25 protein-coding genes are annotated in these 23612 nt (G+C 45.7%); 9 read left to right on the forward strand and 16 right to left on the reverse strand.

Annotation, left to right across the window (positions count from 1 at the left end; all coding sequences use genetic code 11):
- Nucleotides 1-185 precede the first annotated feature (185 nt).
- Nucleotides 186-473: a hypothetical protein gene (locus GSQ66_RS12305; protein WP_162427747.1), complete on the reverse strand. Its 288-nt coding sequence runs from the start codon at nucleotides 471-473 to the stop codon at nucleotides 186-188.
- 139 nt (nucleotides 474-612) lie between these two features.
- On the opposite strand from GSQ66_RS12305, the gene GSQ66_RS12310 reads away from it, so the two are divergent.
- The 3 genes from GSQ66_RS12310 to GSQ66_RS12320 all read left to right on the forward strand — a co-directional run bounded on the left by GSQ66_RS12310 (nucleotide 613) and on the right by GSQ66_RS12320 (nucleotide 3383).
- Entirely contained in the window at nucleotides 613-783 is a 171-nt protein-coding gene (locus GSQ66_RS12310) for a hypothetical protein (protein WP_162427748.1), read from the forward strand.
- 54 nt (nucleotides 784-837) lie between these two features.
- The gene (locus tag GSQ66_RS12315; protein ID WP_162427749.1) at nucleotides 838-1065 is read left to right on the forward strand and encodes a DUF2798 domain-containing protein; all 228 of its coding nucleotides are present in this window, start codon (nucleotides 838-840) and stop codon (nucleotides 1063-1065) included.
- A gap of 110 nt (nucleotides 1066-1175) precedes the next feature.
- Nucleotides 1176-3383, forward strand: a complete 2208-nt coding sequence (locus GSQ66_RS12320; protein ID WP_162427750.1) for a B12-binding domain-containing radical SAM protein — start codon at nucleotides 1176-1178, stop codon at nucleotides 3381-3383.
- 21 nt (nucleotides 3384-3404) lie between these two features.
- Here the strand turns inward: GSQ66_RS12320 and GSQ66_RS12325 are convergent, their stop codons facing one another.
- Nucleotides 3405-4337: a DUF6624 domain-containing protein gene (locus tag GSQ66_RS12325; RefSeq protein WP_162427751.1), complete on the reverse strand. Its 933-nt coding sequence runs from the start codon at nucleotides 4335-4337 to the stop codon at nucleotides 3405-3407.
- 232 nt (nucleotides 4338-4569) lie between these two features.
- Here GSQ66_RS12325 and GSQ66_RS12330 point away from each other — a divergent pair, with 232 nt between their 5' ends.
- Nucleotides 4570-5127 (forward strand): fasciclin domain-containing protein, encoded by a 558-nt coding sequence (locus GSQ66_RS12330; RefSeq protein ID WP_162427752.1) that lies wholly within the window; start codon nucleotides 4570-4572, stop codon nucleotides 5125-5127.
- A gap of 275 nt (nucleotides 5128-5402) precedes the next feature.
- On the opposite strand, the gene uvrB is transcribed toward GSQ66_RS12330, so the two are convergent.
- The 13 genes from uvrB to GSQ66_RS12395 form a co-directional block, all read right to left on the reverse strand.
- Entirely contained in the window at nucleotides 5403-7430 is a 2028-nt protein-coding gene (gene uvrB / locus GSQ66_RS12335) for an excinuclease ABC subunit UvrB (RefSeq protein WP_162427753.1), read from the reverse strand.
- 202 nt (nucleotides 7431-7632) lie between these two features.
- Nucleotides 7633-8004, reverse strand: a complete 372-nt coding sequence (locus tag GSQ66_RS12340; protein ID WP_162427754.1) for a hypothetical protein — start codon at nucleotides 8002-8004, stop codon at nucleotides 7633-7635.
- A gap of 39 nt (nucleotides 8005-8043) precedes the next feature.
- Nucleotides 8044-8493 (reverse strand): hypothetical protein, encoded by a 450-nt coding sequence (locus GSQ66_RS12345; protein WP_238395665.1) that lies wholly within the window; start codon nucleotides 8491-8493, stop codon nucleotides 8044-8046.
- A 22-nt stretch (nucleotides 8494-8515) separates the two neighbouring features.
- Nucleotides 8516-8947, reverse strand: a complete 432-nt coding sequence (locus GSQ66_RS12350; RefSeq protein ID WP_162427755.1) for a hypothetical protein — start codon at nucleotides 8945-8947, stop codon at nucleotides 8516-8518.
- 126 nt (nucleotides 8948-9073) lie between these two features.
- Entirely contained in the window at nucleotides 9074-10777 is a 1704-nt protein-coding gene (locus tag GSQ66_RS12355) for a hypothetical protein (RefSeq protein WP_162427756.1), read from the reverse strand.
- Nucleotides 10761-11339, reverse strand: a complete 579-nt coding sequence (locus GSQ66_RS12360; RefSeq protein ID WP_162427757.1) for an RNA polymerase sigma factor — start codon at nucleotides 11337-11339, stop codon at nucleotides 10761-10763. The genes GSQ66_RS12355 and GSQ66_RS12360 overlap by 17 nt, the downstream gene beginning before the upstream one ends.
- 254 nt (nucleotides 11340-11593) lie before the next feature.
- Nucleotides 11594-11998: a YkvA family protein gene (locus GSQ66_RS12365; RefSeq protein WP_238395666.1), complete on the reverse strand. Its 405-nt coding sequence runs from the start codon at nucleotides 11996-11998 to the stop codon at nucleotides 11594-11596.
- 107 nt (nucleotides 11999-12105) lie between these two features.
- Nucleotides 12106-12843, reverse strand: coding sequence for a shikimate dehydrogenase family protein (locus tag GSQ66_RS12370; RefSeq protein WP_162427758.1), 738 nt, complete (start codon nucleotides 12841-12843; stop codon nucleotides 12106-12108).
- Nucleotides 12844-12849: 6 nt separating this feature from the next.
- On the reverse strand, nucleotides 12850-13794 hold the full coding sequence (locus GSQ66_RS12375; protein WP_202923344.1) for a DUF368 domain-containing protein: 945 nt from the start codon (nucleotides 13792-13794) through the stop codon (nucleotides 12850-12852).
- Nucleotides 13795-14035: 241 nt separating this feature from the next.
- Nucleotides 14036-14818 (reverse strand): phosphosulfolactate synthase, encoded by a 783-nt coding sequence (locus GSQ66_RS12380; protein WP_162427759.1) that lies wholly within the window; start codon nucleotides 14816-14818, stop codon nucleotides 14036-14038.
- A gap of 6 nt (nucleotides 14819-14824) precedes the next feature.
- Nucleotides 14825-16222: a tetratricopeptide repeat protein gene (locus tag GSQ66_RS12385; RefSeq protein WP_162427760.1), complete on the reverse strand. Its 1398-nt coding sequence runs from the start codon at nucleotides 16220-16222 to the stop codon at nucleotides 14825-14827.
- 87 nt (nucleotides 16223-16309) lie between these two features.
- Nucleotides 16310-17284 carry an NAD-dependent epimerase/dehydratase family protein gene (locus tag GSQ66_RS12390; protein ID WP_162427761.1) on the reverse strand — a complete coding sequence of 325 codons (975 nt, stop codon included), beginning with the start codon at nucleotides 17282-17284 and terminating at the stop codon, nucleotides 16310-16312.
- Between the two features lie 26 nt (nucleotides 17285-17310).
- Nucleotides 17311-18057: a tyrosine-protein phosphatase gene (locus tag GSQ66_RS12395; RefSeq protein WP_162427762.1), complete on the reverse strand. Its 747-nt coding sequence runs from the start codon at nucleotides 18055-18057 to the stop codon at nucleotides 17311-17313.
- 255 nt (nucleotides 18058-18312) lie between these two features.
- Between GSQ66_RS12395 and GSQ66_RS12400 the strand changes: the two genes are divergently transcribed.
- The 4 genes from GSQ66_RS12400 (at nucleotide 18313) to hpf (ending at nucleotide 21068) form a co-directional block, all read left to right on the forward strand.
- Nucleotides 18313-19452, forward strand: a complete 1140-nt coding sequence (locus GSQ66_RS12400; protein ID WP_162427763.1) for an acyl-CoA dehydrogenase family protein — start codon at nucleotides 18313-18315, stop codon at nucleotides 19450-19452.
- A 149-nt stretch (nucleotides 19453-19601) separates the two neighbouring features.
- Nucleotides 19602-19796 (forward strand): 30S ribosomal protein S21, encoded by a 195-nt coding sequence (gene rpsU / locus GSQ66_RS12405; protein ID WP_162427764.1) that lies wholly within the window; start codon nucleotides 19602-19604, stop codon nucleotides 19794-19796.
- Nucleotides 19797-19865: 69 nt separating this feature from the next.
- Complete coding sequence (locus GSQ66_RS12410) at nucleotides 19866-20744, forward strand: tyrosine-type recombinase/integrase (RefSeq protein WP_162427765.1); 879 nt, start codon at nucleotides 19866-19868, stop codon at nucleotides 20742-20744.
- Nucleotides 20745-20768: 24 nt separating this feature from the next.
- Nucleotides 20769-21068, forward strand: coding sequence for a ribosome hibernation-promoting factor, HPF/YfiA family (gene hpf / locus GSQ66_RS12415; protein WP_162427766.1), 300 nt, complete (start codon nucleotides 20769-20771; stop codon nucleotides 21066-21068).
- A 118-nt stretch (nucleotides 21069-21186) separates the two neighbouring features.
- On the opposite strand, the gene metK is transcribed toward hpf, so the two are convergent.
- Complete coding sequence (metK, locus tag GSQ66_RS12420; protein WP_162427767.1) at nucleotides 21187-22491, reverse strand: methionine adenosyltransferase; 1305 nt, start codon at nucleotides 22489-22491, stop codon at nucleotides 21187-21189.
- A gap of 289 nt (nucleotides 22492-22780) precedes the next feature.
- On the opposite strand from metK, the gene GSQ66_RS12425 reads away from it, so the two are divergent.
- Entirely contained in the window at nucleotides 22781-23602 is an 822-nt protein-coding gene (locus GSQ66_RS12425; protein ID WP_162427768.1) for a phosphatase PAP2 family protein, read from the forward strand.
- Nucleotides 23603-23612 lie beyond the last annotated feature (10 nt).

The raw sequence follows: 23612 nt of genomic DNA on the forward strand, positions 1-23612 counted from the left end.
CAATGGAGCCCTATAAAACTTAGCTTTAACACTAGCAGCAGCGAATACCAGTCCCGAAAACTTTAGATGACGCTGCCAGGCCAAGCATCTACAAACCCCTCAAACCCCATTAGCTTATCATCAAAACAAAAGGGGAAGTATAGGTTTAACTATGCTTCCCCTTTCTAAATTATTCCAACCTTATATTACTGTTTCTGATCCATATCACGCTGGTCAGCACTGTCTCTTTTTCCATCGCCAGCGTGTACAGCGCCCTTGGCATTATCATAATATTTTTTTTCCAGGTTTACAGTGTCCTGGTCTGAGGCATTCGGTTCTGACGTATAACCTTCGTTCATTGATCCTGCTTCTACATGGTCGCTGTCTTCTTTGTTGGTTTCACCTGCGCCGGTACCAGTATCACACCCGGCTATAGTAATTGCTCCTGTAAACAGCGCAGCAAGCATAAACGCCTTTGTTGGTTTCGTATTCATAGCTATAAAATTCGTGTTAAACATTAGCCGCCAGCCAACCGGCGGGTACCTACATTTACGACCTCGACCAGTTTATAGTTAAAACCAATACCCCTATCCCTAGAAAACCGTATTAATAACACGAAACCAAACTATAGCTATGAAACAGGACAAACCTATAGATCCGACAAAAGAAACCAGCAAAGACGATTCTTCTGACATCAATAAGGTAAAACAGCAAAAGCAGGCTGCTCCGCCTCAGGCTAAAGCCACTACAAACAAAAGCAGCCAGCAGCGCGAAGACGAAGAAGCACAAAAAGGCCATTCATAAGTTGCTGAACTATAGTTGCCCGTTGTACCTTTGCAACTATAGTTTTACCAACCTATGAAAAAGGCGCTCATTTCCGCACAACTTAAAACCAAACTGCTGGTGATCCTGATCATCAGTATATTACTTGCGTCTGCCCTGGAACTGTATACCTTTGGCATTCCTTCTGATTTCCTGTCTCGCTGGCTAAATTCCTTCTTTGTGATCTTCTTTATGATCTCGGTAACGGTGCTGGGTATTGTACCTGCCATTAGCTATGCGGTAAACAAAGCTGCCGGACGCTAAACTCTCATTTCATCTTTTCTGAACCTGCTGCTACCTATAGCTGTTGCAGAAGCACTGTGCCATAAAATCTGTACTTTTGCGGTGCAGACTAATACTTTAACATTTACACTTTGGAAACAACGCCAACCATACTGCTTATTACGCCCCCGCTCACCCAGCTGAACACCCCTTACCCGGCCACGGCTTACCTTACCGGCTTTTTGCGCGGGCAGGGCTACAACGTGCAGCAAGCCGATCTGGGTATTGAGCTGGTGTTGCGTATGTTTTCCAAAGCAGGCCTCAAAAAGATATTTGCTGCCATAGAAGTTGGCGACTATGAATTATCGGATAACAGTTTCCGGATTTTGAAGCTGAAGCGCGACTACCTGGACACGATTGAACCAGTCATTCGTTTTCTGCAGAATAAGGATTTAACTATAGCACAGCAGATCAGTTTCAGCAGGTATTTACCCGAAGCATCGCGCTTCGACCAGGTAGAGGATCTGGAATGGGCTTTTGGCAGCATGGGCATTACCGACCGCGCGCGCTACCTGGCTACTTTATACTTAGAAGACCTCGGCGACCTGATAAAAGAAACTGTTTGCCCTTACTTTGCTTTCAGCCGCTATGCCGAAAAACTGGCTATGTCTGCCACTTCATTTGATCCGCTGGAGGAAGAGCTGCAACTGGAGCCGAACCTGGTAGATCAGTTTTTACTGGAGATACTGGATGAGCATTTACAGCGGGTACAGCCAACTATAGTTGGTTTCTCTATTCCGTTTCCGGGCAATTTGTATGGAGGCTTACGGTTGGCGCAACACATCAAACAGAACTACCCCACTATAAAAACGGCCATGGGCGGCGGTTACCCGAACACCGAGCTACGTAGTTTAAAAGAGCCACGCCTGTTTAAGTACATTGATTTTGTAACGCTGGATGATGGCGAAGGCCCGTGGCTGAAACTAATAGAGCACCTGCAAGGCAAACGCGAAGCCGCCAACCTGCAACGCACGTTTATACTTCAGGAGGGAGAAGTCAACTATATCAACAACTGCACAGACCCGGATATTCCGCATACCGAAGTAGGTACGCCAGACTATAGTGGCCTGCCTATAAAAGATTATTTGTCGGTGATTGACGTGGTGAACCCGATGCACCGCCTGTGGAGCGATGGCCGCTGGAACAAACTGACCGTGGCGCACGGCTGCTACTGGAAACGCTGCTCCTTCTGCGACATTACCCTGGATTATATCCGTCGTTACGATGTGGCTCCGGCTATGCTGCTGGTAGACAGAATTGAACAGATCATTGCCCAGACCGGCCAGACCGGTTTCCATTTTGTAGATGAAGCCGCCCCTCCTGCCCCGCTCCGCGACATGGCCATAGAACTGCTGCGCCGTGGTGTGAAAATTAGCTGGTGGGGGAATATCCGTTTCGAGAAGACTTTTACGCCTGATTTGTGCCGCTTACTGGCTGCATCGGGTTGTATTGCCGTTTCTGGTGGTTTGGAAGTAGCTTCGGACAGGCTGCTGGCCCTGATGGAGAAAGGTGTAACGATAGCGCAGGTTGCCCGCGTAACCGATAGCTTTACACAGGCCGGTATTATGGTGCACGCTTATTTGATGTATGGCTTCCCGACCGAAACCACCCAGGAAACAATTGACTCACTGGAAGTAGTGCGCCAGCTATTCGAGAACAATGTGATACAATCAGGTTACTGGCACCGCTTCAGCATGACGGCCCACAGCCCGATCGGTAAGAACCCTGAAAAATATGGTGTAGTAAAAGTTGGCCCCCCGGAAGGAGATTTTGCAAACAACGACCTGTGGCACAACGACCCGAAAGGCACTGACCATAGTTTGTTCAGCGCCGGTTTAGCCAAAGCGCTTTACAACTATATGCACGGTGTAGCCCTGGAAGAGCCGCTTTCGTTCTGGTTTGATTTTAAAACGCCACGGCCAACTATAAAACCGGACCTTATCGGCTCAGCCATTGCGCAGCCGCATCGCCCAGACAGCACCCGCATGAATGCCCGCCTGCTCTGGTTGGGCAATATGCCGGAAATAGACTTTACCATGGTTGCTAAAAAAGGCCAGACAATAGAGCGCTGCGAACTTACCTTTTATGAAAAGGGCGAAGACTTCCAGGTAAAGACGACTGCAACTATAGGCCAGTGGTTATTCGATTCTATCCAGAAGATATCGCTGGAGAGCGAAGAAGCTTATAGTTTAAAACAGTTGGAGGAGAGTTATCCGGCAGATGCGCATCTCACATTTGATGAGTTCCTGGCATCGCCAACCTGGTTTGAACTGCGCGAAAAAGGGCTACTATTGCTGTAGCCCTTCACGGTTATAGTTTATTTATTGTGCAGATCTGCCTGTAGCTAATGGTCTGTATTCTATGCCAAACCGCTTCAGGTAATCTTTTATAGGTTCCAACTCCATTTCTGCACGTCGTTTATCCAGGTTGGCCTCGTCTTCTACTTTATAAAGCTCCTGTTGTTTTGTAGCTTGGTTGGTGGTTACCTGGCTGCCGTATAGTTGCGGTTTATCATTATACATCAAATAACGGTCTTCCATTAAAGCCAGCTGACTTTTTGCAGCTTCTCCTTTGGCAACTGCTTCACGCAGCAAGGGCAGGTATTTTCCCATTATTTCCTTTTGTTCTCTCGGTGTGTGCTGAATTACCAGAAAAGCGGCATTGCTGGCATGCGGCCCAACCATACTTTTGCCAGGCCAGCCATATTTTTCAATAATAGCGATAACCTGTTTCTGATTTTCCGCATCCGACTGCATCATTTTCTGGATTAACGCCTGCGCCTCTGCCGACTCCATGCCATGTTTCTCACGGGCTGCTAAAAACTCCCGGCGTATCTGCTGGTCGCTTTCAAATATCTGCTCCAGTTGTGCTTTCAGGGGCTTGTTATAGTTGGCTTCTATTACATCAACCTTTGCCTGCAGTTGCTTTACCATTGGCTCCCAGCGCTTATCGGTGTGCAGGCTGCTCAGGTCGCTATCACTTTTAAGGTGATTAATGTTAGCCCAGCCTTTTTCGATGGATTTGTTGAGATGTGCAAAAGCTTTGTCTTTGTTGCCGGCCAATGCCCACGAGCAGGCAGCATTGTAGTGGTCGGAGCTGGAGCCTTTCCCGCTCTTCAGTAGCTTATCGTATAGTTCAGCAGAAGCTTTATATTCTTTGGCTTCATATCTGGCGTATGCTTCGGCTGATGTCTGGGCAAGGGCAGTTCCACCTAAACAAACCATCATTCCGATACAGAGAATTAGTTTTTTCATAGCTTTATAGTTTTAGTTAATTGAATGTACAGAAAAAATTATAGAAAGTGAAGTTTTTAGCACACCCTGCAATCAGCATTTTATAGGAGTCTGTCTATAATCATCCGTAAATAAAGCGTGCCACATACCATAAAATATTAACAAAAGTCATTTTTGCCAGTAATGCAAGTCATATAATAAGGCTTTTTTATTCATCAGTTTTGTACAGTATTTAACACTTAAAACTAATAGTATGAAAAAGGTATCTCTAGCCATAGTAATAGCAATGGGTGCTATGCTGTCATCATGCAATTCAACTGAAAAACCAACAACTGAGGCACAAAACGAAGTAACAGAAACAGAAGCATTAGGTGGGCAATCAGCCGTGCAGGACGATGAGTCGCAGAAAAACGTAGTACAGGTGGCTGCTTCTTCCCCGGACCACACAACGTTGGTAACAGCCGTTAAAACAGCCGGCCTGGTGGACGTGCTAACCAATGCCGGACCCTTTACAGTTTTTGCGCCAACCAATGCCGCTTTTGAGCAATTACCAGCCGGAACTGTAGAGAGTTTATTAACTGAAGAAAAACGTAGCGATCTGCGCAATATCCTGCAGTACCACGTGTATGTAGGCGTACTGCAAGCCGAAAGCTTTGAAGACGGACAAAGCCTGGGCCAGGTAAATGGTGGCCGCGTAACTATGGGCGTGAAAGATGGCAAGGTAACAGTAAACGGCGCTAACATCGTGGCATCCATTCCAACATCAAACGGCGTTATTCACGTGATCGATAAAGTGTTGTTGCCGCAGTAAGTAGTATAGTTTACCATCCCCTGCCTCTTCAAAGGGGGACTTAACTGCTTGAGTAATTCCGCTCTCGAGGGGGGCCGGGGAGTATTATAGCAACGGCTGAACCTCCCTTTTACCAAGTTCCTTTCAGGATGACAGGTATCTTGTATCTTATGTCCTCCTTTCAAGGAGGTTAGAGGGTTGATCAGCCAAAGCAAAACAAGAAAAGCCCCTGTAGCTTAAACTACAAGGGCTTTTTCACTTTCTAACTTTCTAACTTACAAACTTTTTAACTTAGTTCAGTCTCGCTTTGTCTTAAGCAGGTTCCGGAGTTCAGAAAGCTCATCTCTGTATTTGGCAGCCTGTAAAAAGTCAAGGTCTTTGGCGGCACCTTCCATTTGCTTCTCTGTTTTCTTGATAAGCTTTTCGAGCTGCTCCTTGTTCATCATTTGTATCACAGGCTCAGCGGCAATCGATACTTCTTCCGGACCAGCATACATTTTCACTTCCCGCTTAATGTTATCAGCAACCGAGGTTTGCTCGTGAATCTCTTCGCTGGTCTTAAGAATAGTTCGTGGCGTAATACCATGCTCTTCGTTATAGGCCATCTGTGTCGCACGACGACGGTTGGTTTCATCTATAGCACGTTGCATAGAGCCGGTCATTCGGTCGGCGTACATAATTACCTTCCCTTTCTCGTTACGGGCAGCACGTCCCATGGTCTGTATCAGAGAACGCTGATCTCGCAGGAAGCCTTCTTTATCAGCATCCAGTATAGCCACCAAACTAACTTCCGGTAAATCCAGACCTTCACGCAGCAGGTTTACCCCGATCAGTACATCAATTATACCTAAACGCAGTTCACGCAAAATTTCTACACGGTCAAGGGTTTTCACTTCGGAGTGCAGGTATTTTACTTTTATGTTCAGCCTCTCCAGGTACTTGGCCAGTTCTTCCGACATGCGTTTCGTAAGTGTAGTTACCAGCACGCGGGCACCTTCTTTTACGCGTTCATCTATTTCATCCAGCAGGTCATCTACCTGGTTTGTACTTGGGCGCACTTCTATAACAGGATCCAGCAAGCCGGTTGGGCGGATGATCTGCTCCACTATAACACCTTCTGATTTCTGGATCTCATAGTCGCCTGGCGTTGCACTTACAAAAACCACCTGCTTCATCATGCTCTCAAACTCGTTAAAAGTAAGCGGGCGGTTGTCCATGGCAGCCGGTAACCGGAAACCATATTCTACCAGCGCTACTTTACGCGAGCGGTCGCCTCCCCACATAGCACGCACCTGCGGCACGGTTACGTGGCTCTCATCAATTACCATCAGGAAATCATCCGGGAAATAATCGAGCAAACAGAAAGGACGTGCACCCGGCGAACGACGGTCGAAGTAGCGGGAATAGTTCTCTATACCGGAACAATAGCCCAGCTCACGGATCATCTCCAGGTCAAACTCAGTACGCTCTTTTATGCGTTTAGCTTCTACCGGGCGGTCTTCTTTCAGGAAATAATCGTGCTGCGCCACCATGTCGTACTGAATTTCCGAAATAGCCTGCTGCAGTGTGTCTTTGCCTGTTACGAAAAGGTTTGCCGGATATAAGGTAATTGCCGATTCATCGGCCAGCTTTTTACCGGTAGCCGGATCGATGCGGTGTATCTGCTCAAGCTCATCTCCGAAGAAATAAAAGCGGTAAGCAAAATCTGCATAGGCCGGAAAAATATCAACCGTATCGCCTTTCACCCGGAATGTTCCACGTGTGAACTCGGCTTCGGTGCGGCTGTAAAGTATCTGCACAAACGTATAAAGCAGGTTATTACGGCTGTAACGCTGACCCGGAGCCAGGTGTAATACGTTCTTCCCAAACTCTTCGGGGTTACCAATACCATAGATACACGATACCGATGCCACCACGATCACATCACGCCGGCCCGAAAGCAGTGCCGACGTTGTATGCAGACGCAGTTTCTCGATCTCCTCGTTTATTTGAAGGTCTTTCTCGATGAATACATCCGATGAAGCGATGTATGCCTCGGGCTGGTAGTAGTCGTAGTAAGAGATGAAATATTCGACAGCGTTTTCAGGAAAAAACTGCTTGAACTCGCCGTATAGCTGGGCTGCCAGTGTTTTGTTGTGGCAAAGTACCAGGGTTGGCTTGCCTGTATTTTTGATAACGTTGGCCATGGTAAAGGTTTTACCGGTACCGGTGGCACCCAGTAAAACCTGTACAGGCTCTCCGTTATTTACTCCTTCTGTGAGTTTTGCAATTGCCTTGGGCTGGTCGCCGGTCGGCTGAAACTCTGATGTTAGCTTAAAATCCATTCGTCGGTTTTACGAAATTAACGATAAAGTATAACATCTGAAACTGTACGTAAGTTTACCTTTTGCAAACATAATCCGCTAAGTTTAAGTATAAAATTACACGCATAAAAAAAGCCTGCCGCAAAGCAACAGGCATTTCCAAGTCAGTCAGTTTTAATAATTCTAATCAAGAAGTAAACCTAACCTTATAGTATAGTTCACTTTAAAAAATCTCCCGCCCGGAATCGCAGACGCGGGTTACTTTTACGGCCGGATACATAACCGTTACAGCTACGCATCTTGGCCCGTATTCTCCATTTAATTCCAGGGCCGCATTTATTCTTAACCCCTCTTTCTGGTATTTTGCCGGCAGGTTATCGGTAGTAACATAGCCGTTCTGCAGCTGCCCCAGGTAGTTATTACTCTGCCCGTCTTCTGCATTATTTTCTATTTTCAGGATATACCAGCCTGTCTCGCAATCCTCTCCTATCACCTCTACTTGCAGGCATGCCGGAGCCGGGGCATCTTTCTGGCAACTTACAGTAAGTGTAATTAAACCCAGGTAAAGAAAAATGATGCGTAATGTGTTCTTCATGTTTTAAGTTGTACTAACGGATCTCGCTGTAGTGTAAAATTATCGGTACAGGTAATAGGTATCGGTAAATCTGGCGTAAGGGTCGCTGCCGGCATAGGTGCAGTTCAGCACCAGCCTGTTTGCCTTACACTCAGTTACTGTATAAGTTGCCGACCAGAATTGCCGGGAAAGTATAAATGCCCCCGGTAATGTGTACTCGGCTTTAAAAGCATTATAGTTGTTTTTGGTTCTTGTTACATCATGCAACAGAAAAGCACTGTCGCTTCTGAATTCAAAATAATCTCCGGCGTTGCCCCTGTAGTTTGTTGTGTTGCAATTACCGTTGCGGCAAACCTGGTAATCAATTCTTTCTACCCTCCATTTACCCAGCAAAGCATTCCGTGTCTGACCTGCTGAAAGGGTAGGCAGTGTTTCCTCATCGGTCTGGCAGCTTAAACAAAGCACTGCCAGCAGAAGAACTATAAAAGTTCTGGAACTGCTTTTTTTCATAGCCCGGGTATAAATGCGAATATTAAATACTGGTACTCACTATCTGCTCCAGGCAGGTAAGCTTAACTACCTTAGCTTTTGGTAGTGCAGCCTGACAAGTATATAAATCCTTGTATCTGTTATCACGCGCTACCTCTACATAGCCAAACCTATATGTCTGCCCAACTATAAGGTGCTGCAGCGTTGTGGCATTTACCCACGGCTGTATATAAGTAGTGTCGTTCACCTGCAACCAGGTATCATCAAAAGCACCGTAGCCACAGGTCACCTTCACGGCAGTAGCTTCAAAAACACAATCCCGCACCGGAAAACAACCGTCTATCTTGTCCTCGCTGTTATCGCAGCCCGACATAAAGATTGAAAAAAGAAGAAGGGCCAACAGTATATACCAACCGGATAAATTTGCTTTCACTATAGCTGCAACATCCATAAGAGTTGCAGGAGTAAGGCGCATTTTTTCATAGTTTTATGTAGTGTAGGTTTGGTTAGAACAGATGGCTATAAGCAACTGTTGGCCTCCTTCCTCTATCAAGATTCTGAATTGGTACAGATGGTTGCACCGCTCCTAAAAAAATATGAATTATTCGCCGGCGTGGCCAAGGATATAGCTTACACCCATATTTAAGCCGATCGTATACGGCCTGCCCTGGTTGGCAATGGCGTGGTCGTCGGTTAGCATGGAGTTAAAGAAACTGCGGTATTCGGGACCCACAGATACATTTACAGCATTAGAAATGCGCTTGCCTATACCCATGCCCACATTCCCTGAAAACTGAACTTTACGGAAAGGAGAGTCGTCGGTGGCGCTGTACGTTACGCTTGCAATTTCCGGGAGAGACGATTTTATAGTTGTCTGCATCAGGAAATTGGCCGCCACACTACCGGTTGCATACCAGTACCAGTTCTGGCCAAGGTTACCTTCTACCTGCATGCCCACCGGAATGGAAAGCATCTGGTAACTATAGTCTACATCGAAAGGCTGTTTTGTTTTTACAACACTAACAGAGTCTGTAGTAAAGGTACTGAGCGATGGCAGGAAAACCGTGGTTGGCTTTAGCTTTGAATGCTCATTTGTGCGTGGATTAAACAAAAACTGCTCTACTATATAGCTTGACCTTGTTTTAGAAGTGTTCTGACTATAGCCAAGCCCGCTCAGTAATTTAAATCGCTTTCCAATTCTAAAGCCAGCTTTCGCATCTACGTTATACGACATGGCCGCCTGCGTATTTTCCTGAAACTCAATACGGGCATCCCGCATATTCTCTTCAGACTCTCCCGACATGGAAGGCTTTGGCTCTGGTGGCGAGCCTATACCCGGTAATTTAAAAGTGGTATGCGGCGTTACAGTATAACCGGGGATGTTGATGTTCTGGGTAAAATAAGTGGAGCCATAGCCCATTCCTACGTTCCAGCGGCTGGCAGTAACGGCAGCTTCTTTTTTATCGCTCTCGGCTGGTTTGTTTAATGCAAGCGCAAGCCCGGTTTGTGTCTGCTGCGTTATAGTTTCCCCCGTTTTTTCTTCAGGAGTTGTGGTTCCGAGTATGGCGTTTCTGCGGAGCAGCGGATTTATAGTTGCAGTGCTGGTATAGTTATCCGGAACATTTGCAATAGCCTGGCTAGCCGGAATAAAGCTTCTTTCGTCTGTTTCAGTAACAGGGCTTGCAGTTGGTTTATCTCCTCCAACTATAGCTGCAGCAATAAGACTGGTAGCTTCGCTTGCTTCAGATTTTATAGTTGATGCCGCCCTGTTTTCAGCACTATAGTTTTGCTGAGCGATAGCAGATGATCTTTCAGACCTGGTTGAGGTAACTGTTTCGTTTGAAGAATAACTATAGTTCGGCTTTTTTGCCTGGGCTATAGCAGGTATTTCCCTGATTTCAGATTCAGACAAACTATAGTTACCCGATTCAGATGAACTATAACTATCGGTTTGCTGAGCCGGTGCTAAAGTACTGTTGCCGGCTATAGTAGCCTTACCCGTTTCTGATGATTGAGCTATAGTTTGCTGCTGCTGTTGCGTGGCAGTAGCAAGTAACGCTTCTTTCTGGTCTTGTTTAAAGTGCAGCACCAATGCAGATCCGGCAAGCACGAAAAGTATAAAGCATGCCGCTGCCAGTTGCCTGTAAAACAACGCGCGTTTCTTGTACTTCACATTATCCTGCATGGCAAGGGCATGATCAATACGCGACCAGACTTCCGGACCCGGCGTTGCTTCCGCATCCTGGAAGCGTTGCCACATGCTCTGCTCCAGTTCCCCGTAATCTTTTTTATCTCTTGATGACATGCTCCTTGTATGGTTTATCCTGTTGCGCCAGCATACTTTGCAGTATCGCTCTTGCTCTTGAATACTGAGATTTAGAGGTACCTTCCGAGATACCCAGCATTTCGCCTATCTCTTTGTGGTTGTACCCCTCAATAGCATAGAGGTTAAATACCATGCGGTAACGTGGCGCCAGGCTCTGGATAATACTTAGTAGCTCATCCATACTATAATCGTTCAGGTTATAGTCGCCGGAGCTCAGGTTTTCCACTTCTTCAGATTCGTGCGAAACGGTAAGCAGCGATTTTTGCCGCAAATGTTTCAGGGCTGTATTCACGATGATCTTCCGTATCCAGTACTCCAGTGGGCAATCCCTTTTAAAATGTTGGATATTCGAAAACACCTTTATAAACCCCTCCTGCACTATATCTTCAGCCTCAAATGTTGTGGGAGCGTAGCGCAGGCAGACCATCATCATCTTTTTAGCATACAGGTCGTACAGGAGCCGTTGCATGTCCCGCTTGCCGGCAATGCAACCCTCAATAAGCTTCTCCTCGTCTGACTTGTTACTGCTAAAAAGTTTCAACTGCTGACCTGATTACGGCCCCACTCACATGAGCCTAAAAGTAGTGCTATGGTTGCAAGGCCGGGTAAATATTTCTTACAGGATATTTGGTTTACCTAAGTATTAACATATCAGTATACTTAGCGCAGGTAAATGTAAGAAATTGCAGTGAAAGTAGTGCTATATAAAGAAGCAGAAAGTATGCAGAATTTAGTATAAAAAAGAAGCGCACCCGGTTAAAGGCACGCTTCTGAATGTATAACTATAGCAAACTGTTAGGCAACTCCAAGAAAAAGCATTTTATAAACCAGCACGGCAACTATAGTTGCGAACAGCATCCATACATACCCAATAATTCTGTAGGCTGTGGCACTGCCTGTCGTCACGCCACTCAGGGTATCGTACGCTTCTATGCGGGCATGGTCTAAAACACTTTTGGTAAGCAAATGATACGAAAATCCGACACCCAGCGTAACGGCTACCACATCATCCAGGAAACCAAAAACCGGCACCAGATCCGGCACCAGGTCTATTGGGCTGATGGCATAGCCAATGGCAAGCGCTAACAACAACCGCACATACCACTTTACGCGCGCATCGCGGTACGAAAGATACAAAGCGTAGATCTCTGCGTTTAAAGCGTGTGTTTTATGCTTCAGGGTGGTTAGCTGGGTGATCATAGGGTGGCGGTTAGGTGGCTCTCGTTTTCAGGCTTTTACGTGAACCGGCACGCCTTATGTTACAGCATTTTACAATTATTTTCAAGAAAAATAAATTGCATTTCGTTTTACCTGTTTTGCCAGATCTGCCAGGCAGCCTCAGCCTGCCCATACAGCATCCGGAGGCCATTTATAGTTTGCGCGCCTGCCGATTTTCCTTTTTCCAGAAAGAGTGTCTGCTCGGGATTATAAACCAGGTCGTAAAGGTAATGTTGGGCAGAAAGGGCTTTGTAAGGCAGTTCAGGGCAGTCCTGAACATTCGGATACATGCCTAGCGGCGTGGTATTAACTATAAGCTGATACTGCTGCAGCAGTTCGGGGGTAAGCTCTGTATAAGAAAACTGACCTTGCGTGGGTTGCCGGGATAAAATTGTATAGTTTATCTGCAGGTCCTGAAGTGCTGCCACTACTGCTTTAGAAGCTCCGCCTGTTCCTAATACTAAAGCCCTGCTGTTCTGCGTTGCGGGGTAAAACTGCTCCAGCGAGCTCCTGAAACCGATATAGTCGGTATTATATCCTTTGGTCTTGCCAGCTGTTATTTTTATAGTATTTACAGCTCCAATCCGTGCAGCTGATTCATCCAGCTCATCCAGGAAAGGGATCACCGTTTCTTTATAAGGAACAGTTACATTCAGGCCGACCAGGTCGGGTTGGTTTTGCAGTAATCGGGGTAGTTCAGCTATAGTTGCCAGTTCGTATAGTTCATACGTTGCATCAGCTATTCCTTCCCGCTCAAACTTCTCTGTAAAGTAACGCTTCGAGAATGAGTGTCCCAGCGTTTTACCGATCAGGCCATAGCGTTGCATCTGTATTTAAACTGTGGTGGTGTGATCGTCAGTGATGTAATCTATAAAGTAAACCAGCGCAAAACCGAAGACAGCCAGTAGTGTACCATACAGTATATAAGGCTCTTCTCCTGTTAGTTGCAGGTAATCGGTTGGCAGCACGTTGGCTTGCACCAGTGGTTTTATTTCGCCGTGGCGGTCGGTATATGTCTCCAGCGTCTGTTTCCAGGGCCACACTTTGTTCAGCGATCCCAGCATAAAACCGGTCAGCAACGAAACAGTCAGGTTATGATAATTCTTCAGCATCCAGTTCAGCACATGCGAAAAACTAAGGATACCTACCAGACAGCCCAACCCGAAAGTAAGTATAGTTGCTATTTTAAGGTCTTTTACGGCGTTCAGTATAAACTCGTACTTGGCCATTAAAACCAGAATAAAGCTACCTGAAATACCTGGCAAAATCATGGCACAGATGGCAATAGCGCCTGAAAGGAAAATGAACCAGTATGATTCCGGCGTTTCTGTTGGGGTGGCTATAGTTACCCAGTAGGCAATGGCAGCACCAACTATAAAAGCGAGCACGACCATAGGTGTCCACTTCGTTATTTTTTTCCCAACAACTACAGTAGAGGCTACGATCAACCCAAAAAAGAACGACCAGAGCAGCTCTGGGTGAAACTCCAGCAGGTACAGCACCAGCCTCGAAAGCAATACAATCGAGAAACCAATGCCAGACAGCAGCCCAACCAGGAAATTACCGTTAATGTGTTTCCAGAAACCAGCCAGGTTAAAACGGAGCAGCAACTTCACAGCCTCTCCGTTTACCGACCTGATAGAGTTCAGCAACTCTTCGTAGATGCCGGTAATAAAAGCTATAGTTCCGCCGGATACGCCTGGCACTACATCTGCAGCCCCCATGGCTACACCTTTCGAGAAAAGCAGAAGATATTCTTTAAGTGATCTGCGTTGCATAAATCTGTTTCTGAGCTTTTATGAGCAGGTTTAAAATTCATCCTTTGCGCTACAAACTGCCTATATAAAAGCCTGACTTCACACTTTTCTCGCTCCATAGCGCTGCTATAAAGCTCAAAAACTGTTTCGCCAGCGCCCTGTCTATTCAGTTTTCGCTTACAAAAACGAAATTTAAACTTGTACTAACAAAATTGCCCGTTCGGGTACGCCGACGGGCAATTTATAGTTACTGTTTTTATAGTTACCCGTTCAGGGTAGTATCATCCATGTTCAGGAAATGATGGAACGTATCGCCACGCAAACCTAAACGAATGGTCTCCAGTGGAATAACCTCGCTTGGCGCTATATTACCAAGGTTTACGTTAGCACCAAGCAGTTTAATAAACCAAACCTGCTGTGCTTTCTGAGGCGCTTCCCACAATATCTTCTCAAACGGTATCTTTGTCAGGATCTCTTCTACCAGACCGCTTCGAACCTCACCTGTTGAGCGGAAAAGGCCAACGTTACCACCTTCACGGGCTTCACCGATCACTTTCCAGGCGCCGGCATCCAGTTCAGTCTGCATCAGTTGTATCCACTTATAAGGCGGAATGATCTTTTCAGCATCTTTAGAACCTACTTCCGACAATACAGTTACCTGCGTAGCCAGCGTCTGAATATACTGCAGCTTTTCATCATGGTTCATCTCCAGCGAGCCATCCGAAACTTCTGCAAAAGTCATTTCATACTTATCCAGGATGCGGCGGTAGTCCTCGAACTGGTTGCGGGCCACAAAGGCCTCGAATAATGTGCCACCAAAGTAAACAGGTATACCTGCTGCCTTATAGGCGTCCAGTTTTTTCTGCAGGTTAGGCACCACATACGATGTGGCCCAGCCCAGTTTTACGATATCTACATATTCCCCGGCTACGTCCAGAAAGTCTTCTACTTCCCGCACACTCAGACCTTTGTCCATGGCCATGGTAAAACCCCGCTCGCGTGGCTTAAGCTCGCGCTCCGGCAGGTTATTCAGCGTATAGTTCATCTGATATTATTTGCGATACTGATCTATTAATCTGGCTAATGCCCGCTGCGATTCCAGTTCCGGGAAGAACTCAAATAACAGCTTATGTTTTTCGAAGTCCAAAATTAAGGCATTTTCAAGATAATTGTAAGCTTCGCGGTATTTTCCTGCAGAAAGAAGGTAGGCGCAGGCCCTGTAATATAGCTCTGCTTCGTCTGGTTGCAGTTCTATGGCATTTAAAATAATATCGGTGGCCTCATCATAATTGCCCTGTTCGTACAAAATGATAGACCAGTTGAGGTAAATATCCTTATCGTTCGGCTGTATCTCGGCAGCACGCGCATAACTTTCCAACGCCGACACCACATGCCCCACATGATACTCGGCAGCGGCAAGCGCCACCCAGTAATCAGAACTGTCGTCGTAAAGCTCCACTGCTTTCTTAAAGAAATGCACCGCCTCGTACCACTTGCCCTGCGCATCCAGTATCACGCCAATACCAAACCAGGCCTCGTCCATTTCCGGGTCCAGGTCCACCGATTTCTGGTAATACCTTCTGGAAAGGTCCCACTGCTGCAGCTTTTCGTAGCACTCCCCGATGTTGCAATACACTTCTGCTGATTGTTCCCCATGCTCATGCATGGCATTAAACGCTTCAATGGCTTTGATATATTCGCCTATAAACACATAGGCATTGGCCATGTTGTTATAAGCGGTAATAAAGTCAGGCTTGATGATCGTGGCATAGTCGTAAGCGGCTATGGCTTTGTCGTAAGCGCCTGTTTTATTGAGCACATTGCCCAGGTTAAACCACGCTACATACGAGTAAGGATCATCGTCGACAAATTTCTGGAAGAAGGGAAGATGTTCGCGCAGCGTACCGGTTATTTCCATACAATAAACGATCTCCTGCATGGCCGCCTCGTTCTCTACATTCAGCTCAATGCACTTTTTATAGTACTTTACAGCCGAACCAAACTTTCCCCAGCTCTGGTAGGCCAACCCGATGTTGAAAAATATATCATCCCGGTCTTCGGCAAAGGCCAGGGCTTTCTTAAAGTAATCTATGGCATCGCGGTACTCGCCACGCTGCGAAAAAATAATACCGCGCGTCAGGTGTATATCCGGGTTACCGGATTCTACTTCGGCTACTTCGTTTATCAGGTCAAGGGCGTCATCCAGGCTGCCGGCCATAGCCAGCAACTGCGCTTTATCTATCTGTAGTTCTGATGAAAAAGGATATTGAGCGATGGCCGCATCGCAGGCTGCCAGAGCCTTTTTATACTCAAAGTTTGCAGTATAGTGGTCAATTATAGTTTCAAAGTCGTTGATGTCAAAAAAAGCAGTGCCATTGTTCCCGAGCGACTGCTCGAAACGTTGTATCAAATCCAGCTCTTCGCTGTTATCTTCAAAATTATCTTTCATCTCAAATCCCAACCGGCTGCCCAACGCAGCCCTTGTTACATTACATTTTATACTGGCAAATAGTTTATAGTTGAGGGAGCTAAAAAGCTACTTTACAGCCTGCTGCTTTAGTAATTCTGTACAGGCCCAGGCTATAGTTTCGGATAACGTTCTGAACTCCAAGTTAATGGCTTTCTGCACCTTTGCACTGCTAAAGAAATGATTTTTTGCTGACACCCGCGCTGTGTCTTTAGTAATAAGCGGACGCGTACCCGTTAACCAGCTTCTCAACCGTTCTGCACGCCATACAACCTCTGCCAATACCGGGTTTACTTTACGCGAAGGCGCTTTTTTGCCCATGCAAGCAGCTACCTGTTCAAAAAAATCTTTGTAAGCCAGCTGCTCTGCATTCAATATAAATCTTTCGCCTGATATTTCCGAGAAGGTGAGTCGCAACATGGCTTCAACCACGTCCCTTACATCAACAAAATTGGCTTTGCCGCCCGTATAAAAAGAATTATTGTTGTAAACATATTTAAACAGCCGCGTGCTGCTGCGGTTCCAGTCTGCCGGGCCCAGCACTACTGACGGGTTAACTATAACAGCATCCAGGCCTTCCGAAATGCCCCGCCATACTTCGAGTTCGCCTAAGTGTTTAGAGCTTGCATAAGCAGAGTGTGCCTCTGCCGGATCCCATTTGCTGTTTTCGGTTAACACATCTTTTCCTGCCGGTCGGCCAACCGCTGCTATAGAGCTAACATGGCAAAGTTTTAAAGTTCGCGCCTCGATGCAGGCATCTACTACATTGGCTGTGCCTTCTATATTAACCTGCTTCAGTAAGTCTTTGTCCTGCGGGTCGTAAGAAACCAGCCCTGCACTATGGAAAACATAGTTCACACCTTGCAAAGCATGTCGCAACAACACAATATCCTGAATGTCACCTTCCAGCCACTCTACTTTTTCGGCAAGGGCTATAGTTGGTATCTGCCCGCGGTAAAGTGCGCGCACCTGATGCCCCTGCTTTACCAGTTCCGGTATCAGGAAACTACCAATAAGGCCACTACCGCCTGTTACAAATATCATTTAAGTCGGGCTTACTAAGGTGGGAACTATAGCTGCGTGTTAAGCAATGGCAACGAAAGCAGCTTGTTTATATATTTGGTGTTAAGCACTTTATGCAGCGATGCGATGTGTTTTAAACTATGCACATCGGACCCAACAAGATCTACCAGGCCATTATCAATCAGCTTTTCTACCACAGTTTTTGCTGCCGGCGAGTAATAACCGGTTAACGAATTAAGGTTTGGCTGCAACAACACCCCTTGCTCCCGTAACTCTACCAAGTCATTAAACTTGCCATAGAAATAAGAATAACGCTCAGGGTGGGCCATTACCGGTTTATATCCTTTAGAGCGCATTTTAAAAATGGCTTCGCGCAGGTTAAGCGGCTCGTTTAGGAAAGAGGTTTCGAAAAGCAAATACTTATCGCCAAAGGTCAGCAGTTCTTCGTCATTGTCGAGTTTTTCCAGAAAAACTTCGTCAAGGTAATACTCAGCAGCACAGCCCAGCTCCATTTTAATACCGGCTTCGGTAAGTGCGTTGCGCAGCAGGGCGAGCTTTTCACGTATTCCTTCCGGCGTATTGCGGTAAAAGTCGCTCATGATGTGGGGTGTCATAATCAGCTTATGGTATCCCAGCTGCTGCATGGCCTCCACCAGTTCCAGGGATCGCTCCAGGGTATCTGCCCCATCATCAAGCCCCGGCAGAATATGCGAGTGCATATCCACACCTATAGTGCCCAACGACTCTAAGGATGTGGATTCTCCACCAAATAAGTTTTTGAAAAACTGCTTCATTTACTGTTGTTTAGCTAATTACCTGTCCTGCCGTCTTATTGTTTACAAAACTGGGCACTTAGCAGCTTCAAAATAACGCAAATTAAACGCGCTTTCAAAATAAGTACTATATGGTAGCTCCTATAGTTTCCTTGTTTAATATCCTCTGTTTTGGCCGCTCAAATTGTCCGTTTGCCGTTAAATATATAGCTTTGTGAACATACGGTTCTTTAAACCGTTATATACGCGACTCCACAACCTTCAAATAAACTATAAATGGAATTAAAATATACAGAGAACCAGCGCATGATTGCCGACATGGTTCGTGACTTTGGTGCCAAACACATCAAACCTAAAATGATGGAGTGGGACGAAAGCCAGGAATTTCCGGTAGACGTTTTCAAGAAGCTGGGTGAACTGGGCCTGATGGGCGTGCTGGTGCCAACCGAATATGGCGGTTCTGGTTTCGGCTACCTGGAGTATGTTACCGCTATTGCCGAACTATCTAAAATAGATGGGTCTATTGGGCTTTCGATGGCGGCGCACAACTCGCTTTGTACCGGCCACATTCTGCAATTTGGTAACGAAGAGCAAAAACAGAAATACCTGCCCAAACTGGCTACGGCCGAGTGGATAGGTGCCTGGGGCTTAACAGAGCCAAACACAGGCTCTGATGCTGGCAACATGCGTACGGTGGCTGTAGAAGATGGTGATTACTATGTAATAAACGGTGCCAAGAACTTTATTACGCATGGTAAAACAGGCAACGTAGCCGTAGTTATAGTTCGTACCGGCGAAGTGGGCGACTCGCATGGCATGACCGCTTTTGTAATTGAGAAAGGCACACCGGGTTTTAGCGCTGGCCGCAAAGAGAACAAGCTGGGCATGCGTGCTTCTGAAACAACAGAGCTTATTTTCCAGGATTGCCGCGTACACAGGAGCCAGATATTAGGTAACGTAGGCGAAGGCTTTATCCAGGCAATGAAAGTACTGGATGGTGGCCGTATTTCTATTGCTGCTTTATCTCTTGGCATTGCGCAGGGTGCTTTTGAAGCCGCATTGGCTTACTCGCAGGAGCGCAGCCAGTTCAACAAGCCTATCTCCTCTTTCCAGGGCATTGCCTTTAAACTGGCAGATATGGCTACTGAAATTGAAGCGGCAGCTTTACTCACCTACCAGGCAGCCGACATGAAGAACCGCGGCCTGAACGTGAACAAAGAATCGGCAATGGCGAAACTATATGCTTCGGAAGTATCGGTTAGAGTGGCTAACGAAGGCGTGCAGATATTTGGCGGTTATGGTTTTACAAAAGACTACCCTGCTGAGAAATTTTACCGTGATGCCAAGCTTTGTACGATAGGCGAAGGCACAAGTGAGATACAAAAACTGGTAATTTCCAGATCTATACTTAAATAACTAATTTAAAAATGCTATCTTTGTGGCCTGAATCCACTGATTTAGAATATTTTATAAATTAGCAGATAATAATTGCTTAAATAGTTGATTTTTAAGCGTAAGCTTTATTAAATTTGCAACCCTAATTCCAAGAGAAGCGAAACAAAGACATGATTATTGTAAACGTAAAAGATAACGAGTCTGTAGACCGTGCATTAAAAAGATTTAAGAAGAAGTTCGAGAGAACTGGCGTGTTGAAAGAGCTTAGATCAAGAACTTTCTTCGAGAAGCCATCTGTTTCTAAAAGAAAGCAGAAGGAAAGAGCTAAATACAAGCAGACGCTTTTCGCGAAGGATAACTACTAATTTCGTTTCCGAAATAATATATTTTCCATAACTTAGTATAGTTGCTTAACCAGGCGGCTATATTAAGTTATGGAATTATTTTTTAAGTACTTACAGTACGAAAAGCGGTATAGCCCGCACACCCTTACCTCCTACCACACCGATCTGGGGCAATTCTCTGGTTACTTACTCCAGACCTACGAGATCACTGATCCGGCCGAAGCCGATCATACCATTATCCGTTCCTGGATCTTATCACTTGTACAGCAAAACATTCAGCCACGGTCCATTAACCGTAAAATTGCCTGCCTGCGCTCTTACTATAAATTCTTATTAGGCCAGGAAAGAATTAAGGCGAACCCGATGCTGCGCATTAAAGCGCCAAAGGTTTCTAAAAAACTTCCCGGATTCGTGCTTGAAGAACCCTTCAACAATTTGCTGGATGGCTTTGAGTTTGAAAATAGCTTTGAAGGACAGCGCGACCGGCTAATACTGGAATTCCTGTATGGAACAGGTATGCGTTTAGCTGAGCTCATCAATATAAGCGAACAGGATATAGATAAATACCAGAAAACAGTGCGCGTATTGGGCAAAGGAAATAAGGAGCGTATTATCCCGATCAATGACTCTTTATGGGAAAGTATTGAGGCTTATTTGATGCATAAGAAAAGCGAGTTGGGCGATAACAATTCCGAAAAGCTGCTCGTTACAATTAAAGCACGCCCCCTGTACCCCAAATTCATCTACCGTGTGGTAAAAAAGTACATTAGCTTGATCACTACTTCAGAACATAACAGTCCGCATACGTTGCGACACTCTTTTGCCACACACCTGCTCAATAAGGGAGCAGACTTAAACGCAATAAAAGACCTGCTGGGACATGCCAGTCTGGCGGCAACTCAGGTATATACCCATAACTCTATTGAGAAGCTTAAATCAATTTTTGAGAAAGCTCATCCAAAAGCATAAGTTAAACCAATAAATTTTACCACTATGAAGCTACAGATGCATTCCATCCACTTCGAGGCTGACACTCAGCTTACCGATTTTATCCAGCAGAAAGTAGATAAGCTAGAAACATTTTACGACCGGGTAGTAGAAGGTGAAGTGTTCATTAAACATAACAACAACGACGGCATTAATACCAAAACGGTAGAGATAAAACTGTTCGTGCCGGGCGCTACCCTGTATTCTGAAGAGAATGCTCCATCTTTTGAAGCTGCTGCTGATGCCGCTGTAGAAGCTATGCGCCGCCAGCTTAAAAAATTTAAGCAAAAGCAAATGGCCCACTAATCAGGTATGCATTGCAAACCGAATATGTTCCAATAAAATGCTTAAGGCATTCATCAGAACATAAACAAAGAGGCCCGCTATAGTTAGCGGGCCTCTTTGTTTATAACTATAGTTCAGACTATAAGCCGAACTCTTGTTTGATCTTGTCCACGTAATCAAGTTTCTCCCATGTAAAGGTATCAAACTCTTTTACTTCTTTGTGGCCGTTTACAGAAAGCTCCACTTTCTTCTTGCCTGGCATTCTGCCCATGTGGCCATAAGCGGCTGTTTCTGAGAAGATAGGATTCTGCAAACCAAAACGCTGAACTATAGCGTACGGACGCATGTCGAACAGTTTGTTCACTTTATCAGCAATCTCACCATCGCTCATAACGTTACCGTTAGCATCTTTTACTTTGGTAGAGCCATACGTTGTAACATATAAACCAACCGGCTTGGCAACACCAATGGCATAAGCAACCTGTACCAGCGCCTGATCTGCTACGCCGGCTGCTACCAGGTTTTTAGCTATATGGCGGGCTGCATAAGCTCCAGAGCGGTCTACTTTAGAGGAATCCTTGCCAGAGAAGGCACCACCACCGTGCGCACCTTTACCACCATAGGTGTCAACTATAATTTTACGGCCTGTTAAGCCAGTATCTCCATGCGGTCCACCGATCACAAACTTACCAGTCGGGTTAATGTGGTAGGTTATATCGTCGTTAAAAAGGTTCTGAATACGCTCCGGCAACAATTTTAATACACGTGGCATCAGGATAGCATCTACATCTTCCTTGATCTTGGCTACCATCTGCTGCTCTGCTTTGTCTTTTGCTTCCGGTGTATTGTTCTCAGAAGTAACAAATTCATCATGCTGTGTCGAGATCACGATCGTGTCGATCTTCTCCGGCACATGGTTATCGCTGTAACGGATCGTAACCTGCGATTTAGCATCCGGGCGCAGGTACGTCATTTCTTTGCCTTCCTTACGGATAGCGGCAAGCTCTTCGAGTAACAGGTGCGAAATGCTCAGCGCCAACGGCATATAATTGTCGGTTTCGTTTGTGGCGTAACCAAACATCATACCCTGGTCGCCTGCTCCCTGGTCTTCCGGGTTAGCACGCTCCACACCCTGGTTAATGTCAGCAGACTGCTCATGTATGGCAGAAATAACGCCGCAGGCATCCGCATCAAACATATATTCAGACTTGGTATAGCCGATACGCTTTATAACGTCGCGTGCAACTTTCTGCACATCTACATAGGCTTCAGATTTTACTTCCCCGCTCAGCACAACAAGCCCTGTGGTTACCAGTGTTTCGCAGGCAACTTTAGACTGTGGGTCCTGCTTTAAGAATTCATCAAGAAGTGCATCAGATATCTGATCCGCTACTTTATCAGGATGTCCTTCTGACACTGACTCAGAAGTGAATAAATATGGCATTGCTTAAATTTTATAGTACGATTGAAAAACTATGGCCGTGCGGTCACTTACTGCAAAGCTAAAACAATTCCGGCACACTTAAAAAATTCAGGGGGTATACCTTATCAAGCTTATAGCAGGCAAAACATTCAGAAACTGATACGAAAATACTTAGTATCCAGATATAGTAATCTATAAAAATTCATACAAACTATAGCGCTATATCCTTATCTAGCTATAGTTCAAAACCTTTTAAATAGGAGGCCGTTTCAAAAACATCAATTCCTGAATTATAACAAAGATTATTCTTATGAAATCCATTATATCCTTATTTACAATATTCACTCTCATTACCTGCTCCGCAGTGGCGCAGAAAAATGACTCGCCTTACAGAACCAGATTTGCGGTAGATGCTCCGGTAATAGCTGCAGGTGTCGGCCTTAGCGCATATGGTCTATCTCTGATTCAGGACAAAGAAGGTTTTACAGTAGATGAAGTGAATGCGCTCAATAAAAATGATGTAAACTCTTTTGACAGGTTTAGTGCTGGTTACCACTCTGATAATGCAAAAAAGGTAAGTGATTTTCCATTTTATGGTTCTTTTGCCATGCCGTTTGCTATGATGCTGAACAAGAATGTCGGGCAGAAAGCAGGACAGGTTTTAGTGCTTTATGTGGAAACTATGGCCGTAACCGGTACCCTTTTTACGTTGGCAAATGGTAATACGGAACGAGCAAGGCCAATGGTTTACAGCGATGAAGTGGACATGAGCGATAGAACAGAAGCCAATGCGCAAAACTCATTCTTTGCCGGGCACACAGCAGCAACTGCTGCAGCTACTTTTTTTGCAGCCAAAGTATTTCACGACTTTAACCCTGATTCAGGGGCAAGGCCGTACGTTTGGGCTGCGGCTGCTGCAGTACCCGCCACAGTTGGCTACCTGCGCCTAAAAGCTGGCAAGCACTTCCTGAGCGATAACCTGATAGGGTATGCAGTTGGAGCAGCTTCCGGCATACTTATTCCGCAATTACATAAAAAGACCAATAACACAGGCATCTCCCTTGCACCTACTGTAATACCAACTTTTAATGGTTCGGCAGCGCAGGGCGCAAACCTTAGCTATTCTTTCTAAACTATAGGTA

It is taken from the genome of Pontibacter pudoricolor, from assembly GCF_010092985.1.
In the GTDB taxonomy this organism is placed as follows: domain Bacteria; phylum Bacteroidota; class Bacteroidia; order Cytophagales; family Hymenobacteraceae; genus Pontibacter; species Pontibacter pudoricolor.

Excerpts from the sequence above, each read along its gene's own strand:
- GSQ66_RS12305 (WP_162427747.1), bottom strand. The coding sequence starts at position 473 with ATGAATACGAAACCAACAAAGGCGTTTATGCTTGCTGCGCTGTTTACA.
- GSQ66_RS12310 (WP_162427748.1), top strand. The coding sequence starts at position 613 with ATGAAACAGGACAAACCTATAGATCCGACAAAAGAAACCAGCAAAGAC.
- GSQ66_RS12315 (WP_162427749.1), top strand. The coding sequence starts at position 838 with ATGAAAAAGGCGCTCATTTCCGCACAACTTAAAACCAAACTGCTGGTG.
- GSQ66_RS12325 (WP_162427751.1), bottom strand. The coding sequence starts at position 4,337 with ATGAAAAAACTAATTCTCTGTATCGGAATGATGGTTTGTTTAGGTGGA.
- GSQ66_RS12330 (WP_162427752.1), top strand. The coding sequence starts at position 4,570 with ATGAAAAAGGTATCTCTAGCCATAGTAATAGCAATGGGTGCTATGCTG.
- uvrB (WP_162427753.1), bottom strand. The coding sequence starts at position 7,430 with ATGGATTTTAAGCTAACATCAGAGTTTCAGCCGACCGGCGACCAGCCC.
- GSQ66_RS12340 (WP_162427754.1), bottom strand. The coding sequence starts at position 8,004 with ATGAAGAACACATTACGCATCATTTTTCTTTACCTGGGTTTAATTACA.
- GSQ66_RS12345 (WP_238395665.1), bottom strand. The coding sequence starts at position 8,493 with ATGAAAAAAAGCAGTTCCAGAACTTTTATAGTTCTTCTGCTGGCAGTG.
- GSQ66_RS12350 (WP_162427755.1), bottom strand. The coding sequence starts at position 8,947 with ATGCGCCTTACTCCTGCAACTCTTATGGATGTTGCAGCTATAGTGAAA.
- GSQ66_RS12355 (WP_162427756.1), bottom strand. The coding sequence starts at position 10,777 with ATGTCATCAAGAGATAAAAAAGATTACGGGGAACTGGAGCAGAGCATG.
- GSQ66_RS12365 (WP_238395666.1), bottom strand. The coding sequence starts at position 11,998 with ATGATCACCCAGCTAACCACCCTGAAGCATAAAACACACGCTTTAAAC.
- GSQ66_RS12370 (WP_162427758.1), bottom strand. The coding sequence starts at position 12,843 with ATGCAACGCTATGGCCTGATCGGTAAAACGCTGGGACACTCATTCTCG.
- GSQ66_RS12375 (WP_202923344.1), bottom strand. The coding sequence starts at position 13,794 with ATGCAACGCAGATCACTTAAAGAATATCTTCTGCTTTTCTCGAAAGGT.
- GSQ66_RS12380 (WP_162427759.1), bottom strand. The coding sequence starts at position 14,818 with ATGAACTATACGCTGAATAACCTGCCGGAGCGCGAGCTTAAGCCACGC.
- GSQ66_RS12385 (WP_162427760.1), bottom strand. The coding sequence starts at position 16,222 with ATGAAAGATAATTTTGAAGATAACAGCGAAGAGCTGGATTTGATACAA.
- GSQ66_RS12390 (WP_162427761.1), bottom strand. The coding sequence starts at position 17,284 with ATGATATTTGTAACAGGCGGTAGTGGCCTTATTGGTAGTTTCCTGATA.
- GSQ66_RS12395 (WP_162427762.1), bottom strand. The coding sequence starts at position 18,057 with ATGAAGCAGTTTTTCAAAAACTTATTTGGTGGAGAATCCACATCCTTA.
- GSQ66_RS12400 (WP_162427763.1), top strand. The coding sequence starts at position 18,313 with ATGGAATTAAAATATACAGAGAACCAGCGCATGATTGCCGACATGGTT.
- rpsU (WP_162427764.1), top strand. The coding sequence starts at position 19,602 with ATGATTATTGTAAACGTAAAAGATAACGAGTCTGTAGACCGTGCATTA.
- GSQ66_RS12410 (WP_162427765.1), top strand. The coding sequence starts at position 19,866 with ATGGAATTATTTTTTAAGTACTTACAGTACGAAAAGCGGTATAGCCCG.
- hpf (WP_162427766.1), top strand. The coding sequence starts at position 20,769 with ATGAAGCTACAGATGCATTCCATCCACTTCGAGGCTGACACTCAGCTT.
- metK (WP_162427767.1), bottom strand. The coding sequence starts at position 22,491 with ATGCCATATTTATTCACTTCTGAGTCAGTGTCAGAAGGACATCCTGAT.
- GSQ66_RS12425 (WP_162427768.1), top strand. The coding sequence starts at position 22,781 with ATGAAATCCATTATATCCTTATTTACAATATTCACTCTCATTACCTGC.